The sequence below is a fragment of the Yersinia canariae genome (genome assembly GCF_009831415.1).
In the GTDB taxonomy this organism is placed as follows: domain Bacteria; phylum Pseudomonadota; class Gammaproteobacteria; order Enterobacterales; family Enterobacteriaceae; genus Yersinia; species Yersinia canariae.
The window spans coordinates 3,190,221-3,204,737 of the sequence record NZ_CP043727.1; the positions used below are offsets into that span (position 1 = coordinate 3,190,221).

Below are 14,517 nucleotides of genomic sequence, written 5' to 3' on the forward strand. Positions count from 1 at the left end.
TAGCGTGATAAGGTTCACAAAAGCAGGGATTTATCAAGAAAGACTGCCCTCCCTCATGTTTACTTCATTGCAGCAAAATAGCTGTTTCATACCGGCCAAACCGCAGGTGTGATACCTAATGCTTTATAAAAGTAAATGTCATTACAGGAGATCGCAGGAATGAATCAATCTGATGATGAAAAAACACAAACCTTGTTGACCCAGTTGCAGCAGATTGTGGGAGCGCGTTACTTGTTGACCGGCGCACGGCAGACTGAGCGCTATCGTACAGGTTTCCGATCAGGATCAGGCTCGGCCATTGCAGTCGTGTTCCCCTCGACATTGTTGCAGCAATGGCAATTACTACAAATTTGTGTAGCAGCCGATACAATCGTCATCATGCAAGCCGCGAATACAGGGCTAACAGAGGGTTCGACTCCAAGTGGTGATGATTACGACCGCCCGATTGTTATATTAAATACATTGCGCCTTAATCAAATTCAATTACTCAATGATGGCAAACAAGTCATTGGGTTTCCTGGTAGCACACTGAATCAATTAGAAAAACGCTTAAAAACCTATGACCGAGAACCTCATTCAGTCATTGGTTCATCCTGTATTGGTGCTTCTGTTATCGGTGGCATTTGTAATAACTCAGGTGGTTCATTGGTTCAAAGAGGCCCCGCGTACACCGAAATGGCACTGTTTGCCCAAATTGATACTCAAGGCGAATTACAATTAATAAATCATTTAGGAATTAATCTAGGCAATACGCCAGAAGAAATTTTACAGCGATTGGAAAGAGGTAAATATTGTGCCAGCGATATTATGCAAGATACGCAGCAAGCATCCGATCACGAATATGCTACGCGAGTGAGAGATATTGATGCATCAACCCCTTCTCGCTTTAATGCCGACCCAAGACGTCTATTTGAAGCCTCTGGGTGTGCAGGGAAATTGGCTGTATTTGCCGTTCGATTAGATACCTTCCCCAGTGAAAAACAACAGCAAGTTTTTTATATTGGCACCAATCAGACCCAGGTCTTAACAGCATTACGTCGAGCCATTTTACGTGACTTCAAGCACTTACCTGTTGCTGGTGAATATATGCATCGCGATATTTTTGATATTGCAGAAGTTTATGGCAAAGATACATTTGTCATGATCAACAGCATGGGCACCAATAACATGCCACGCTTTTTTACCTTAAAAGGTAAAATTGATGCTCGCCTCTGCAAAGTTCCTTTTCTAATTGATCATTTAACTGATCGGGTCATGCAAGGATTCAGCCAGTTACTTCCCAATCATTTACCTAAGCGCCTTAAGAGTTATCGTAATAAATATGAGCATCACTTGATGCTAAAAATGTCAGGTGAAGGGATTACTGAAGCTCAGCAATTTCTGAAAGATTTTTTTGCCACGGCGGAAGGTAACTTTATTACCTGCACTTCAGATGAGGGCAAAAAAGCTTTTTTACATCGCTTTGCCGCAGCTGGAGCTGCTGTTCGTTATCACGCAGTTCATGCTGATAAAGTAGAAGATATTCTGGCGCTGGATATTGCTCTACCACGCAATGAGGAACAGTGGTTCGAAACCTTACCACCTGAAATAGACCAATGCCTGGTGGCCAAACTCTATTATGGCCATTTTCTGTGCCATGTTTTCCATCAGGATTATATTGTGAAGAAAGGGGTCGATACACACGCCTTAAAACAAAAAATGTTGGAAATTCTGAATGATAAAGGAGCCGAATATCCGGCTGAGCATAATGTTGGGCACCTCTATATTGCGAAGCCTGCATTGAAAGCGTTTTATCAGCAGATAGACCCAACTAACAGTTTTAATCCTGGGATAGGAAAAACTTCTAAGCTTAAATATTGGCAGAAAAAATAATCATGCTGAGGATGAACGTTGTGTACACCAAAATAAATTAAGCATTATCTGAATTCCTCCCACATATCGCATGAATTCTGTCAGACAAACTATAGTCATAGACTAATACCGACGAAGGTGGGTATTACTTGCAAAGGTTAATTTTTTCATATTGAGTCTGGGAGAATGAATGAAAATAATACTGTGGATTATCGCGATCATTTTTATTGTCGGCTTGCTGACCATTACTGGCGTATTTAAACTGATTTTCTAATTTTTATCAGCAAGATCAGAGTTATCCGTCAAATACTCTAGGCAGAGTTTACAGCTCGGTTGCAAACTCTGCTTTTCAGTGACTGTTGTCCCTATTCTGACACTTGAGCTAAGCGACCTTGGGCATCTTTTTGTTGACGATAGCTTTTCGCCGCACCAGGAATTGGCGCAGCCTTACCCGTCTCCATCCAACTGCGCAGGCGGTTTGCATCGGCAAAATGGGTATATTTACCAAAAGCATCCAACACAACCAGTGCAACAGGACGATTACCAATAACAGTGCGCATTGCTAAACAATGGCCTGCCTGATTGGTAAAACCCGTTTTAGTCAGCTGAATATTCCATTTATCGTTATAAACTAAATGATTAGTATTACGGAAAGGCAACGTGTAATTTGGCTCGCGGAAAGTGGCCATTTTCTCTGTCGTGGTACTTAGCTGACCAATCAACGGGTATTGCTTAGTCGCTATTAATAATTTAGTAAGGTCACGCGCCGTCGAAACATTATTAATCGATAGACCCGTTGGCTCTACATAGCGCGTTTTCGTCATTCCCAATGATTTAGCTTTTGTATTCATCGCCTTAATAAAGGCGTTATATCCACCAGGATAATGATGAGCCAAACTTGCTGCAGCGCGATTTTCCGACGACATGAGAGCCAACAGCAACATGTCTTTGCGGCTAATTTCACTGTTCACTCGAACCCGTGAAAACACCCCTTTCATTTCTTTGGTTTGCTGGATATCGACTGAAATAATTTCATCCAGTGGCAACTTCGCATCTAATACCACCATTGCCGTCATCAGTTTGGTTATTGACGCGATCGGCACAACTTCATCTATATTATTGGCATAAATCACTTTATTCGTTTGTAAATCAACCACCATCGCACTACCCGATGCCAACTCAAGTGGGGCTTTTCCTTTCACTTCACCAGCCCCCCCACTCGCCATTGCAGGAAGTGTGACACTGATACAGGTAGATAGAAGCAAGAAACTTAATAGTGCAGAACGGATTTTCACATGCATTTTCGTCAGCTTAGATAGGTTGTCTGGAGCCATTGTGGTTGATCTGGCGCATTATAAATTACAGTAATGCACTGCGCACCACACATTCTTAAAATGATTGTTACAAAGATTAAGCTGTCTAATCACTGCTCAGCGGTAAACAATTTCTAAAGAAAGTAACACGAGAATAATAGTGATTATTCTAAAAGATAGCGTTTGTTTATAAAACAATCAATATGTGGTGACAGAGATGCTTCTGTTGTAATAATTAAATTTAAAAAATTCAGCATTTGCCATTTTAATTAGCCAAGATAGTCTTAACCAAACCTCAATAGTGAGAAAAAAAACACCTGCTCGTTCAAATATTACCCTATAATTGCCAACATAAATTTTTAGATAAACCTAATTCATAGGTGTTTATATGGGAACGACAATTTTTGGTATTCTCTTCGGAGTATTTTTAATCGCGGCTGGGTTAGCTGACATTCATGATGAAAACTTGGCATCTCTGACATTTTGGGTCGATGCATTGCTCATTTTTGTTGGGGCCGTCTTCCTATTGGGAATTGCGAAATTTATCGGCCGCAAGAAAAAATAAGTCTTTTGCTCTCTATCAAAAAAGGCGCTTAAAGCGCCTTTTTATTTGTATTAACTTATGCCAGTTCTGTCATCACCAACTGAGCTATTTCAAAGTAAATAATCAGGCCAGTACCATCAATAAAGGTCGCAATAAAAGGTGCGGATACTACTGCCGGGTCTATGGATAAGCGCTTTAATACCATCGGAATAATAGAAGAAACAATTGCGCTCCATACTGTGATTGCAACAACCGTTAAGCTTACAACGATAGTGACTTCCATCCCAACGCCGAGGAACCAAGCACGGATCCAGGCGGCCAGACCTATAGTTGTTGCCACCATTAAAGAAGTCGAGACCTCTTTACGTAATACAGCACCGACATTCCGTAAGCTAACTTCACCTAATGCCATCGCGCGCACCAAAGTAGAAGTAATTTGTGTACCGCTATTCCCTCCGGTACCGATTAATAACGGTATAAAGAATGCCAGCGCAATAGCAGCTTCCAGTTGTTCCTCAAATGCTTTTAATACTGTACCGGTATAGGCTTCTGCTACAAATAGCATTAATAACCAAATAACCCGTTTACGCCATAATGTCACTGGGCTGGTTTGTAAATAAGGTTCATCCAGGGGTAAACTGGCCCCTTGCCGTTGGGCATCCTCAGTATTTTCATCTTCAATCAATTCAGCAATATCTTGAGCCTGTAGTACCCCGACTAATTTACCGTGACTTAATACCGGAATAATATCTAAACCACTTTTTGATAGTAGACTGACGACCTCATGGCGATTCTGATCGGGGGAGACTGAAAAATAGCTCTGATTGATAATTTGGAAAACTTTTATATCCTGTTGTTCTTCCGTCAATAATTTTTTAACCGAAAGTAATCCGAGCAAATGTCGATTATCATTCGTTACCAATAATTGTGTCGGAATTTCATTATCAGAAATGTTTTGCAGAAAATAGGCTTTAGCCTCGGCGACTGACATATCAGCTGATACCGTAATATCGGCATCGCTCATATAAGCACCTAAAGTAGACTCTTTTTCTTCGCCTGGATTGAATTGGTGTTGCTTTTGTAATGCTAAATCAAAATGTGAACTCATAAATGACCCTATTACTGTTATTAATTAACTAAACAGTCCTCACATAGGGGCGTAACCAGATTAGAGAGTGCTCTATGGCTATCTCCGTGTCTAAGTTTTAGCACTATACAACGTATCTGATTTCTCAGAAGTTACTTTGGGTTATACCTTAATCCGATATAACCTGTCCTAACCTTGGGCGTCTCTGGACGTCGTCAGATCAGTAACCTGTGTTTGTATAGGAGCCTCGCCTAACGAGATACTGCATTTAAAATGCCCGCACACTATAGACGCGATACTTAAACTAAATCAAAAAAATAACCATTCTTGTTTAAGGTGTATTTAGGATATGAATATCAATAACAAATACACATCATGCCAGTTATTATCATTTTGAAAACGTATTCACCTACAAAATGTAAAATAATAATTATTGAATATAATTAATACTACTAATGATTTATTTCATCCTCCAATTAAAGATAATACCTAAAACAGGTGTTGCACTACACATTGAAAACATTAAAACCTGTTAAAATTTTATTGTTTATCATGACAAAGTCAGTTACTCCATAGCATTTCACCCCGGTAAAAAGACCCACAATAAGAAGGAATTTATTGATGAAAAAACATATCAATACATCAGTTTTATTTATATTTTTTGTGATGGGTGTAGAGCCTGTATTTGCCAATGAAATAACGCTGTGGCGCGAACCCGCGCCTATCGGCAGCAGGAATTCCCTCAGATCTAAAAGCAATGTACGATGTGATTAACAACTTGAGAAATAAAGAAAAAACCGAGGGTAAACTTCTTTACGTGAAATTTAGTTATCTACCCGAAGATGGGATGAAAAAGGTGGGTAGAAAAACAGTTAGTTTCGGGAAAATCCTTAAACAAATGCAAGATGACAAATAATAAGACCACAATAAATAAAAGCAAAATAGCACCGTTGCAGTGCTTTCAATTAGCCATAAGCAGCGGTGTTTAGTCATACCTAAAACTCACTAAATACGCTGAATAGCGCACGCAATATCTTTTGAGGTTTTTAATGCACGAATTTCGCTGAATAAATCAGTGGCTTCAGCATATTCTTTGCGCAGGTATCCTAACCACTGTTTGATACGGGCAACATGATACAGACCGGTATCACCCTGCTTTTCTAATTGCACATATTTTTTCAGTAACATGATGACTTCCGGCCACGGCATACGGGGTTCGTTATATTTCACGACTCGGCTCAAATTCGGCACATTCAGCGCCCCCCGCCCCAGCATTACAGCATCACAACCCGTCACTTTCATGCACTCTTGCGCGCTCTGATAATCCCAAATTTCACCATTAGCAATCACCGGTATTGTCAGGCGTTGGCGGATCTCGCCGATCGCTTGCCAATTGATGCGCTCAGCTTGATAACCATCTTCTTTCGTGCGGCCATGCACCGCTAATTCCGTTGCGCCCGATTGCTGTACCGCATCGGCAATTTCAAACTGACGATCGCCAGAATCCCATCCTAAACGAATTTTTACGGTCACGGGTAAATGGGCCGGAACAGCTTCACGCATGGCTTTCGCCCCCTGATAAATCAGCTCAGGATCTTTGAGCAATGTAGCGCCACCGCCGCTGCCATTAACCAATTTTGAAGGGCAACCACAGTTCAAATCTACACCATATGACCCCAGTTCAACCGCGCGAGCAGCATTTTCCGCCAGCCATTGAGGATATTGGCCTAATAATTGGATTCGAACCTGAGTGCCGGAGGATGTTCGGCTCTGGTGATGAAGTTCAGGGCACAGGCGATAGAATGATTTTGCTGGCAATAGTTGATCGACCACCCGTAAGAATTCGGTGATACAAAGATCGTAATCATTGACCTCACTGAGGAGTTCACGCACCAGTGAGTCCAATACGCCTTCCATCGGTGCCAGTATTACCCGCATGCTAATGATCTACTCCCTTGCTCACGACCTAACACAACACGACAGTGCCGAATAAATTTCGCATCGTATAACGATAAAAATGACCGGCAATGATACGGGGGAAGCAGGGTTTAAAACAAGGGATAACCTTGTAATCTCGTAGATTCAGATGAAAAAAAACCGCCTCCGGAGAAGCGGTTTTATCAGCGAATATTTTCTGACTTATTCGCCTGGTTTGCGGCTACGACCACGTGAGGATGGGCCGGCCGGACGGCGTTGACCATCAGCCTGGCTACGCGGGCGACTGGTGCGGCTGTCACCGCGACCGGCTGCTGCACCGCCACCATTTTGGGGGCGTCCAGCACTGCTGCCGCGCCCCATTCCAGGACGTTGCGCACCACGGCCCTGACGCCCATTTTGAATAGGGTCTGCCTTAATGCTTGGGTCTGGCTCATAGCCATCCAGCGCGATACGTGGAATTTCACGCTTTAGTAAGCGCTCAATATCACGCAGCAGTTTATGTTCATCGACACAAACCAAAGAAATCGCTTCACCGGTACGTTCTGCGCGGCCAGTACGGCCAATACGGTGCACGTAATCCTCTGGAACGTTTGGTAGCTCATAGTTAACCACATGGGGTAACTGGTCAATATCCAGACCACGAGCGGCGATATCAGTGGCGACCAGCACACGGATTTTGCCATCTTTAAAGTCAGCCAGTGCACGAGTTCGCGCACCTTGACTCTTATTACCGTGAATTGCTGCGGCAGTAATACCGTCTTTATTTAGCTGTTCTGCTAAATGGTTAGCGCCGTGTTTGGTGCGGTTGAACACCAATACTTGCTGCCAGTTACCTTCACCGATCATCTGGGACAATAACTCACGCTTGCGGTTCTTATCCACGAAATGAACGCTTTGCTCAATTTGTTCAGAAGCAGTATTACGGCGGGCCACTTCAACAGAAGCCGGGTTGTGCAACAGCTTGCTGGCCAAACCTTTAATCTCATCAGAGAAGGTGGCGGAGAACAGCAGGTTCTGACGTTTGGCTGGCAGTTTTGCCAAGACACGACGGATATCGTGAATAAAGCCCATATCCAGCATACGGTCAGCTTCGTCCAGCACCAAAATCTCAATCTTGGACAAATCAACCGCGTTCTGATGTTCCAGATCCAGCAAACGGCCAGGGGTCGCGACCAAAATATCAACGCCACCACGCAATTTCATCATCTGTGGATTAATACTAACGCCACCAAATACCACCAGCGAACGCAGCTTCAGATATTTGCTGTAACTCTGTACGTTTTCGTCAATCTGCGCAGCCAGTTCGCGGGTTGGCGTTAAAATCAGCGCACGTACCGGACGACGGCCTTTAATTGGCTGTTGGTTCTGACTCAGCAGTTGCAACAGCGGCAAGGTAAAACCAGCAGTTTTACCGGTACCGGTTTGCGCACTGGCCATTAAATCACGGCCTTCCAGTACCACAGGGATTGCCTGACGTTGAATAGGTGTCGGCACAAGGTAGCCCTGCTCTTCAACAGCGCGCAGGATGTCGGCGTTTAAGCCGAGAGAATCAAATGACATATTACGAGAAGCTCCAGATCTTCCCAATCCCGGCGATATCGTCAGGTGCAGTTTCAAGGGAAGATTATCAGACGAGGCATGAATTGAGGCATTACCACGAGGATTGGCACAAACTGCAGTGCACCATTGCGGCTGATTATAGCAGATGTTTAGCAAGAAAAGGGAGATTTACATATTTCTTAAGATTTTTATTAACTCAAACATCAAGAAAATTGATTTATTCCTGCCGATTAACCCGCTGTCGATCACAAAAACAGGCCTAATTCCGGTCGTCACTTTACATATTCTCAGTGGCGACCTAAAGTTAATCATATGATTGATTTATTATTTAGCTATCTATTAATATTAATGAAAATGATCTTCATTGGGTATGGAGCCTATGTCTCATTCTTCAACATCATCAATACCGACCACGTCCCGTGGCGAACAGGCCCGTCAGCAACTGATACACGCTGCGACCGAATTGTTCGGCGAACAGGGTTTGAAAGGGGCGACCACTCGCGAAATTGCACAGCGCGCGGGCCAGAACATTGCCGCAATTACCTACTATTTCAATTCAAAAGAGGGTTTGTATCTGGCAGTGGCCCAGCAAATTGCGGATTTTATCCAGCAGGCTTTCGCCCCACTGGCAGTGGAGATTGACCAGTTCCTCCAGCGCCCTGGTCAGGAGCAAACGCCCGAACAACAGCTACATTATATTCGCCGTGGATTACTGGAATTCAGTCATTTAATGACACAGCCAGAAACGCTAAATATCAGCAAAATCATGGCGCGCGAGCAGCTTTCTCCCAGTGATGCATATCCGCTGATTCATGCTCAGGCCATTGCTCCTTTGCATCAGAAACTGAACCTGCTGTTGGCTGCATTCATTGGCGCTGATGCAAGCGCGACAAAAACCATTATTCATACTCATGCATTGCTGGGTGAAGTTCTCGCTTTTCGCATGGCGCGCGAGACTATTCGTCGGCAAGCCGGATGGCTGGAAATTGGTGAGTCTGAAAGTGAGATGATTAATCAAGTGCTTATCGAACATATTGACCTGCTTCTATATGGGCTGCGGGCCAAAACATTACGGTGAAATCACTGACCTTGTTGTCATGAAAAATCAGTAACAGATAGGGAGCATTATGAATCGCAAGAAGATTATAGTGGCCGTCGTTATTGTCGCCCTGCTGGCGGCAATAGGTTACGGATGGAGTTATTATCGCCAACAACAGGACGCTACATTGACGTTATACGGCAATGTAGATATTCGTACCGTGAATCTGGGCTTTCGTGTTGGTGGCCGACTGGCCTCTCTGGCGGTCGATGAAGGGGATAAAATTCAGCCGGGCGAAATCTTGGGGAAACTGGATGACGGCCCTTATCTCAATGCCCTCAAACAGGCGCAGGCCAATGTACAAAGTGCGCAAGCCCAATTGGCTTTACTCAAAGCCGGGTATCGAGATGAAGAGATTGCCCAAGTGCGGTCTGAAGTGTCTCAGCGCGAGGCCGCATTCAGTTACGCCGATAGCTTCCTAAAACGCCAACAGGGGTTGTGGGCCAGTAAAGCTACATCCGCTAATGAGTTAGAAAATGCCCGTACGGCGCGGAATCAGGCGCAGGCCAATCTACAAGCGTCGAAAGATAAACTGGCTCAATACTTGAGTGGTAATCGCCCGCAAGAAATCGCCCAAGCCGAAGCCAATCTGGCGCAAAGTGAAGCTGAATTAGCCCAAGCCCAGCTTAACTTACAAGATACAACCCTACTCTCTCCCTCTGGTGGGACGGTGCTGACGCGTGCAGTGGAGCCGGGCACAATTTTATCCGCCAGCAATACCGTTTTTACACTTTCTCTGACTGACCCTGTATGGGTAAGGGCCTATGTCAGTGAGCGCCACTTGAATCAAGCGATTCCAGGAACTGAAGTCGAAGTCTTTACCGATGGCCGCCCCAACAAGCCTTATCGCGGCAAAATAGGTTTTGTTTCACCGACCGCCGAATTTACGCCTAAGAGTGTGGAAACACCGGACCTACGAACTGACCTGGTTTATCGCTTACGTATTATCATCACTGATGCGGATGAATCCCTGCGCCAAGGCATGCCGGTTACCGTCCGTTTTGTACAACCTTAAGGCGGCATGAGCTATGAATGGCATCCAGCATCTTATTACTCTGGAAGGTGTCGAAAAATCTTTCCCCGGACTGGAGAGCCCTGCCGTTGCCAGCCTGACCACTGAAATCCGCAGTGGCGCGGTCACCGGTTTAGTCGGGCCAGACGGAGCGGGCAAAACGACGCTGTTACGCATGTTGGCCGGGTTACTCAAACCCAGCCATGGCAAGATGACCGTCGTCGGCCTCGACCCCTTGGAAAATGATCGTCAGTTGCATTCCATCCTCGGCTACATGCCTCAAAAGTTTGGTTTGTATGAAGATTTGACGGTGATGGAGAACCTGACACTGTATGCCGATTTACGCGGCGTGACCGGCGAACAGCGCCGCCAAACCTTCGAGCGACTGCTGACATTTACTGATTTGACCCGTTTTACCGAGCGGCTGGCGGGTAAACTGTCCGGCGGCATGAAACAAAAGTTGGGATTAGCTTGCACTTTGGTTGGGCAACCGAAAGTCTTATTGCTGGATGAGCCGGGAGTCGGTGTCGACCCTATTTCACGTCGCGAGTTGTGGCGTATGGTTCATGAGTTAGCCAGCGACGGTATGCTTATCTTGTGGAGCACCTCTTATCTGGATGAAGCGGAACAATGCCGTGAAGTTTTGCTACTCAATGAAGGCAAATTGCTCTATAGCGGCGCGCCGCAAGAGCTGACTCAGCGCATGAGTGGCCGGACTATTTTGGTCACAGCCCAAACCGGCACAAACCGCAAATTACTGCAACACGCCTTGGCATTGCCGCAGGTCAGTGATGGGGTCATTCAAGGGAAATATGTGCGGCTGATTCTCAAACCAGAAGTGGACCACAGCCAACTATTATCCCTGTTAAATCAGCCTAATGGCCAGATAATGGAAGCTGAACCGCGCTTTGAGGATGCTTTTATCGACCTGCTGGGTGGTGGCCCTGCCAGTGAGTCGGCACTGGCGAAAATCATGCCTAAAGTGGAAGGCAGTCATGATGAAACCGTGATTGAAGCCCAAGATTTAACCAAGAAGTTTGGTGATTTCGCCGCGACCGACCACGTCAATTTTCAGGTAAAACGCGGGGAGATATTTGGCCTACTCGGCCCGAACGGGGCCGGTAAATCGACCACATTTAAAATGATGTGTGGCTTGCTCGTTCCCACATCCGGTAAAGCATTAGTGCTCGGTATGGATTTAAAAACCAGTTCTGGTAAAGCACGACAGCATTTGGGCTATATGGCGCAAAAATTCTCACTGTATGGCAACCTGACCGTGGAGCAAAATCTGAAGTTTTTCTCCGGCGTTTATGGTCTGCAAGGGAAAACCCAGCGCGATAAAATAGCAGACATGACGTCGGCATTTAATTTCACTCCGATTATCAAGCAGCCCCCCGACTCATTACCACTTGGATTCAAGCAACGGCTGGCGCTGGCTTGTGCTCTTATGCATGAACCTGACATCCTATTTCTTGATGAGCCGACCTCAGGTGTCGACCCACTCACCCGCCGAGAGTTTTGGTTGCATATCAATGGGATGGTAGATAAAGGCGTGACAGTTATGGTCACCACCCACTTCATGGATGAAGCGGAATACTGTGACCGTATCGGGCTGGTTTACCGAGGTAAAATTATTGCTGCGGGCACGCCAGATGAGCTAAAGCAGCAAGTTGCCACGGATAAAAATCCTAACCCATCAATGGAAGATGCATTTATCGAACTGGTCTTACGCTATGACCAGCAAAACGATAAGGAGCAGCAATCATGACCGAGCCGCATGAATTCCCGGTAAATAAATCGCCGGCAAATGAGGATGAAACTTATCACGACACAGGATTTTCCTGGCGACGCCTGCGTGCATTATGTCGTAAAGAAACTCGGCAAATTTTGCGCGACCCCAGCAGCGGGCTTATTGCTTTTGTCATCCCCCTACTGTTGCTGTTTATTTTTGGCTACGGCATCAATCTTGATTCGAGCAAACTGCATATTGGCATTTTGATGGAGCAACAAAGCAAACCAGCACAAGATTTGGCTAATGCGTTTGCCAGCTCGCCGTATATCTCTCCACAGATCAGTGATAACCGTCAGGTGCTGATTCAGGCAATGCAAGCCGGTAAAATTCGCGGGTTAATTGTCATTCCCAATGATTTTGCCGAGCAGCTCGCGCGGCCAGAGAGTAAAGCGCCCATTCAGGTCATTACTGATGGGAGTGAGCCGAACACTGCCAACTTTGTGCAAGGTTATGCCCAAGGTGTATGGCAAATCTGGCAGCAACAACAGGCGCAAAATCTGGGGCAGAAAAATGATCCGCTGATAGAAATTCAGCTACGTTATTGGTTTAACCCCGCCGCCATTAGCCGACATTTTATTATTCCCGGTGCTATCACTATTATCATGACGGTGATTGGCGCGATCCTGACATCCTTGGTGATCGCCCGTGAATGGGAGCGTGGCACCATGGAGGCATTGCTGTCTACTCAAGTCACGCGCAGCGAACTGCTGCTGTCAAAACTTATCCCTTATTACGTGCTCGGTATGATTGCCATGACACTCTGTATGGTGGTGTCGGTATTCATCCTCGGTGTGCCCTATCGCGGTTCATTGGCAATATTATTTGTCATGACCAGTCTGTTTTTAGCCAGCACACTGGGGATGGGGTTGTTGATTTCGACAATCACCCGCAATCAATTCAATGCCGCCATGGTGGCATTGAATGCTGCATTCCTGCCCGCCGTTATGCTGTCAGGCTTTATTTTTGAAATTGACAGCATGCCCGCCGTGGTGCGCGCCGTAACCTATATCATCCCTGCCCGCTATTTTGTCAGCAGCCTGCAAACCCTGTTCCTGGCGGGGAATATCAGCACCGTGTTGGTGATTAACCTGCTGTTTTTGATTGCATCAGCCGCTGTGTTTATCGGCTTAACGGCATGGAAAACAAATCGCCGGTTAGATTAACGGTGAGATTAAAGGAAGGGAGTTAACCATGTTTCATCGCCTTTACACATTGATTATTAAAGAGTTACAGTCCCTACTGCGCGAACCGCAAACCCGTGCGATATTAATCATGCCAGTAATATTGCAGGTGATATTATTCCCATTCGCCGCCACGCTGGAAGTGACCAATGCCACTATCGCAATTTACAGCGAAGACAGCGGTAAGGCCTCAATAGAGCTCACTCAGCGCTTTGCTAAAGCTGAAGCATTTTCTCATGTATTACTGCTGCACAGTCCACAAGAGATTCAGCCAGTGATTGATAATCAGAAAGCGCTACTGTTAATTCGCTTTCCTGAGCAATTCAGTGCGGATTTGGCCAATGGCAAAATGACCCAATTACAACTCGTATTGGATGGGCGCAATTCCAACAGTGCCCAGATAGCAGCAAATTACATTCAGCAAATTGTCCAAGAATACCAATTAGAATTGACTCAGGGGCAAATCAAGCCCAATAACAGTGAGTTAGTGATTCGAAATTGGTATAACCCGAATCTGGATTACAAATGGTTCGTGGTGCCATCATTGATCGCGATGATTACAACTATTGGCGTGTTGATTGTGACATCACTGTCGGTCGCGCGTGAGCGGGAGCAAGGGACACTGGAACAGCTTTTAGTCTCGCCACTGACAACCTGGCAGATTTTTATCGGCAAAGCTGTTCCGGCACTGATTGTTGCCACATTCCAGGCAACTATCGTGTTGTTTATCGGCATATTTTTCTACCAGATTCCCTTTGCGGGGTCACTGGCACTATTTTATGGCACCATGCTGCTCTATGGCCTGTCGCTGGTCGGTTTTGGCTTGTTGATTTCATCACTATGTTCAACTCAGCAACAAGCATTTATCGGCGTATTTGTCTTTATGATGCCCGCAATCTTGCTTTCCGGTTATGTCTCTCCGGTGGAGAACATGCCTATTTGGCTGCAAAATATCACGTGGATCAATCCTATCCGCCACTTTACTGATATCACCAAACAAATTTACCTCAAGGATGCCAGCTTCGATATTATTTGGCATAGCTTATGGCCGCTGCTGGTGATAACAGCCACGACGGGCAGTGCAGCTTATGGGATGTTTAGGCGGAAAATCGCGTAACACAGCAATTTCTGTACTAATAA

General features: G+C 45.5%; 12 protein-coding genes, 1 pseudogene and 1 riboswitch. Of the genes and pseudogenes, 9 read left to right on the forward strand and 4 right to left on the reverse strand.

Going from position 1 to position 14,517, the window contains the following annotated elements; genetic code table 11:
* The first annotated feature begins 159 nt into the window (after positions 1–159).
* Positions 160–1,872 (forward strand): D-lactate dehydrogenase, encoded by a 1,713-nt coding sequence (gene dld, locus F0T03_RS14770; RefSeq protein WP_145556601.1) that lies wholly within the window; start codon positions 160–162, stop codon positions 1,870–1,872.
* Positions 1,873–2,041: 169 nt separating this feature from the next.
* Positions 2,042–2,125 carry a small membrane protein YohP gene (locus F0T03_RS21990; RefSeq protein WP_017346848.1) on the forward strand — a complete coding sequence of 28 codons (84 nt, stop codon included), beginning with the start codon at positions 2,042–2,044 and terminating at the stop codon, positions 2,123–2,125.
* 91 nt (positions 2,126–2,216) lie between these two features.
* Here the strand turns inward: F0T03_RS21990 and pbpG are convergent, their stop codons facing one another.
* Positions 2,217–3,152, reverse strand: coding sequence for a D-alanyl-D-alanine endopeptidase (gene pbpG, locus F0T03_RS14775; protein WP_145556602.1), 936 nt, complete (start codon positions 3,150–3,152; stop codon positions 2,217–2,219).
* Between the two features lie 400 nt (positions 3,153–3,552).
* Between pbpG and F0T03_RS21550 the strand changes: the two genes are divergently transcribed.
* Positions 3,553–3,729 carry a hypothetical protein gene (locus F0T03_RS21550; RefSeq protein ID WP_004391528.1) on the forward strand — a complete coding sequence of 59 codons (177 nt, stop codon included), beginning with the start codon at positions 3,553–3,555 and terminating at the stop codon, positions 3,727–3,729.
* A gap of 55 nt (positions 3,730–3,784) precedes the next feature.
* On the opposite strand, the gene F0T03_RS14785 is transcribed toward F0T03_RS21550, so the two are convergent.
* Positions 3,785–4,816: a magnesium transporter gene (locus F0T03_RS14785; RefSeq protein WP_159679207.1), complete on the reverse strand. Its 1,032-nt coding sequence runs from the start codon at positions 4,814–4,816 to the stop codon at positions 3,785–3,787.
* A gap of 75 nt (positions 4,817–4,891) precedes the next feature.
* Positions 4,892–5,061, reverse strand: a riboswitch (M-box (ykoK) riboswitch).
* Positions 5,062–5,525: 464 nt separating this feature from the next.
* Here F0T03_RS14785 and F0T03_RS21920 point away from each other — a divergent pair.
* Positions 5,526–5,711: pseudogene (locus F0T03_RS21920) on the forward strand (hypothetical protein); the annotation flags it as partial.
* Between the two features lie 89 nt (positions 5,712–5,800).
* On the opposite strand, the gene dusC reads toward F0T03_RS21920, so the two are convergent.
* Both dusC and rhlE read right to left on the reverse strand, forming a co-directional pair.
* A complete protein-coding gene (gene dusC / locus F0T03_RS14790; protein ID WP_159679209.1) occupies positions 5,801–6,733 on the reverse strand; it encodes a tRNA dihydrouridine(16) synthase DusC in 933 nt (310 codons plus the stop codon).
* A gap of 201 nt (positions 6,734–6,934) precedes the next feature.
* Positions 6,935–8,293, reverse strand: coding sequence for an ATP-dependent RNA helicase RhlE (gene rhlE, locus F0T03_RS14795; RefSeq protein ID WP_145556605.1), 1,359 nt, complete (start codon positions 8,291–8,293; stop codon positions 6,935–6,937).
* Between the two features lie 370 nt (positions 8,294–8,663).
* On the opposite strand from rhlE, the gene F0T03_RS14800 reads away from it, so the two are divergent.
* The 5 genes from F0T03_RS14800 to F0T03_RS14820 are packed head-to-tail and all read left to right on the forward strand — an operon-like array spanning position 8,664 to position 14,494.
* Positions 8,664–9,371, forward strand: coding sequence for a transcriptional regulator (locus F0T03_RS14800; RefSeq protein ID WP_425511038.1), 708 nt, complete (start codon positions 8,664–8,666; stop codon positions 9,369–9,371).
* A 49-nt stretch (positions 9,372–9,420) separates the two neighbouring features.
* The gene (gene hlyD, locus F0T03_RS14805; protein ID WP_145556607.1) at positions 9,421–10,407 is read left to right on the forward strand and encodes a secretion protein HlyD; all 987 of its coding nucleotides are present in this window, start codon (positions 9,421–9,423) and stop codon (positions 10,405–10,407) included.
* A gap of 13 nt (positions 10,408–10,420) precedes the next feature.
* On the forward strand, positions 10,421–12,172 hold the full coding sequence (locus F0T03_RS14810; protein WP_159679215.1) for an ATP-binding cassette domain-containing protein: 1,752 nt from the start codon (positions 10,421–10,423) through the stop codon (positions 12,170–12,172).
* Positions 12,169–13,359 carry an ABC transporter permease gene (locus F0T03_RS14815; RefSeq protein WP_145556609.1) on the forward strand — a complete coding sequence of 397 codons (1,191 nt, stop codon included), beginning with the start codon at positions 12,169–12,171 and terminating at the stop codon, positions 13,357–13,359. The genes F0T03_RS14810 and F0T03_RS14815 overlap by 4 nt, the downstream gene beginning before the upstream one ends.
* Positions 13,360–13,387: 28 nt before the next feature.
* Positions 13,388–14,494: an ABC transporter permease gene (locus tag F0T03_RS14820; RefSeq protein WP_145556610.1), complete on the forward strand. Its 1,107-nt coding sequence runs from the start codon at positions 13,388–13,390 to the stop codon at positions 14,492–14,494.
* Positions 14,495–14,517 lie beyond the last annotated feature (23 nt).

Coding starts and splice junctions, on each gene's coding strand:
- dld (WP_145556601.1), top strand. CDS start 160: ATGAATCAATCTGATGATGAAAAAACACAAACCTTGTTGACCCAGTTG.
- F0T03_RS21990 (WP_017346848.1), top strand. CDS start 2,042: ATGAAAATAATACTGTGGATTATCGCGATCATTTTTATTGTCGGCTTG.
- pbpG (WP_145556602.1), bottom strand. CDS start 3,152: ATGCATGTGAAAATCCGTTCTGCACTATTAAGTTTCTTGCTTCTATCT.
- F0T03_RS21550 (WP_004391528.1), top strand. CDS start 3,553: ATGGGAACGACAATTTTTGGTATTCTCTTCGGAGTATTTTTAATCGCG.
- F0T03_RS14785 (WP_159679207.1), bottom strand. CDS start 4,816: ATGAGTTCACATTTTGATTTAGCATTACAAAAGCAACACCAATTCAAT.
- dusC (WP_159679209.1), bottom strand. CDS start 6,733: ATGCGGGTAATACTGGCACCGATGGAAGGCGTATTGGACTCACTGGTG.
- rhlE (WP_145556605.1), bottom strand. CDS start 8,293: ATGTCATTTGATTCTCTCGGCTTAAACGCCGACATCCTGCGCGCTGTT.
- F0T03_RS14800 (WP_425511038.1), top strand. CDS start 8,664: ATGGAGCCTATGTCTCATTCTTCAACATCATCAATACCGACCACGTCC.
- hlyD (WP_145556607.1), top strand. CDS start 9,421: ATGAATCGCAAGAAGATTATAGTGGCCGTCGTTATTGTCGCCCTGCTG.
- F0T03_RS14810 (WP_159679215.1), top strand. CDS start 10,421: ATGAATGGCATCCAGCATCTTATTACTCTGGAAGGTGTCGAAAAATCT.
- F0T03_RS14815 (WP_145556609.1), top strand. CDS start 12,169: ATGACCGAGCCGCATGAATTCCCGGTAAATAAATCGCCGGCAAATGAG.
- F0T03_RS14820 (WP_145556610.1), top strand. CDS start 13,388: ATGTTTCATCGCCTTTACACATTGATTATTAAAGAGTTACAGTCCCTA.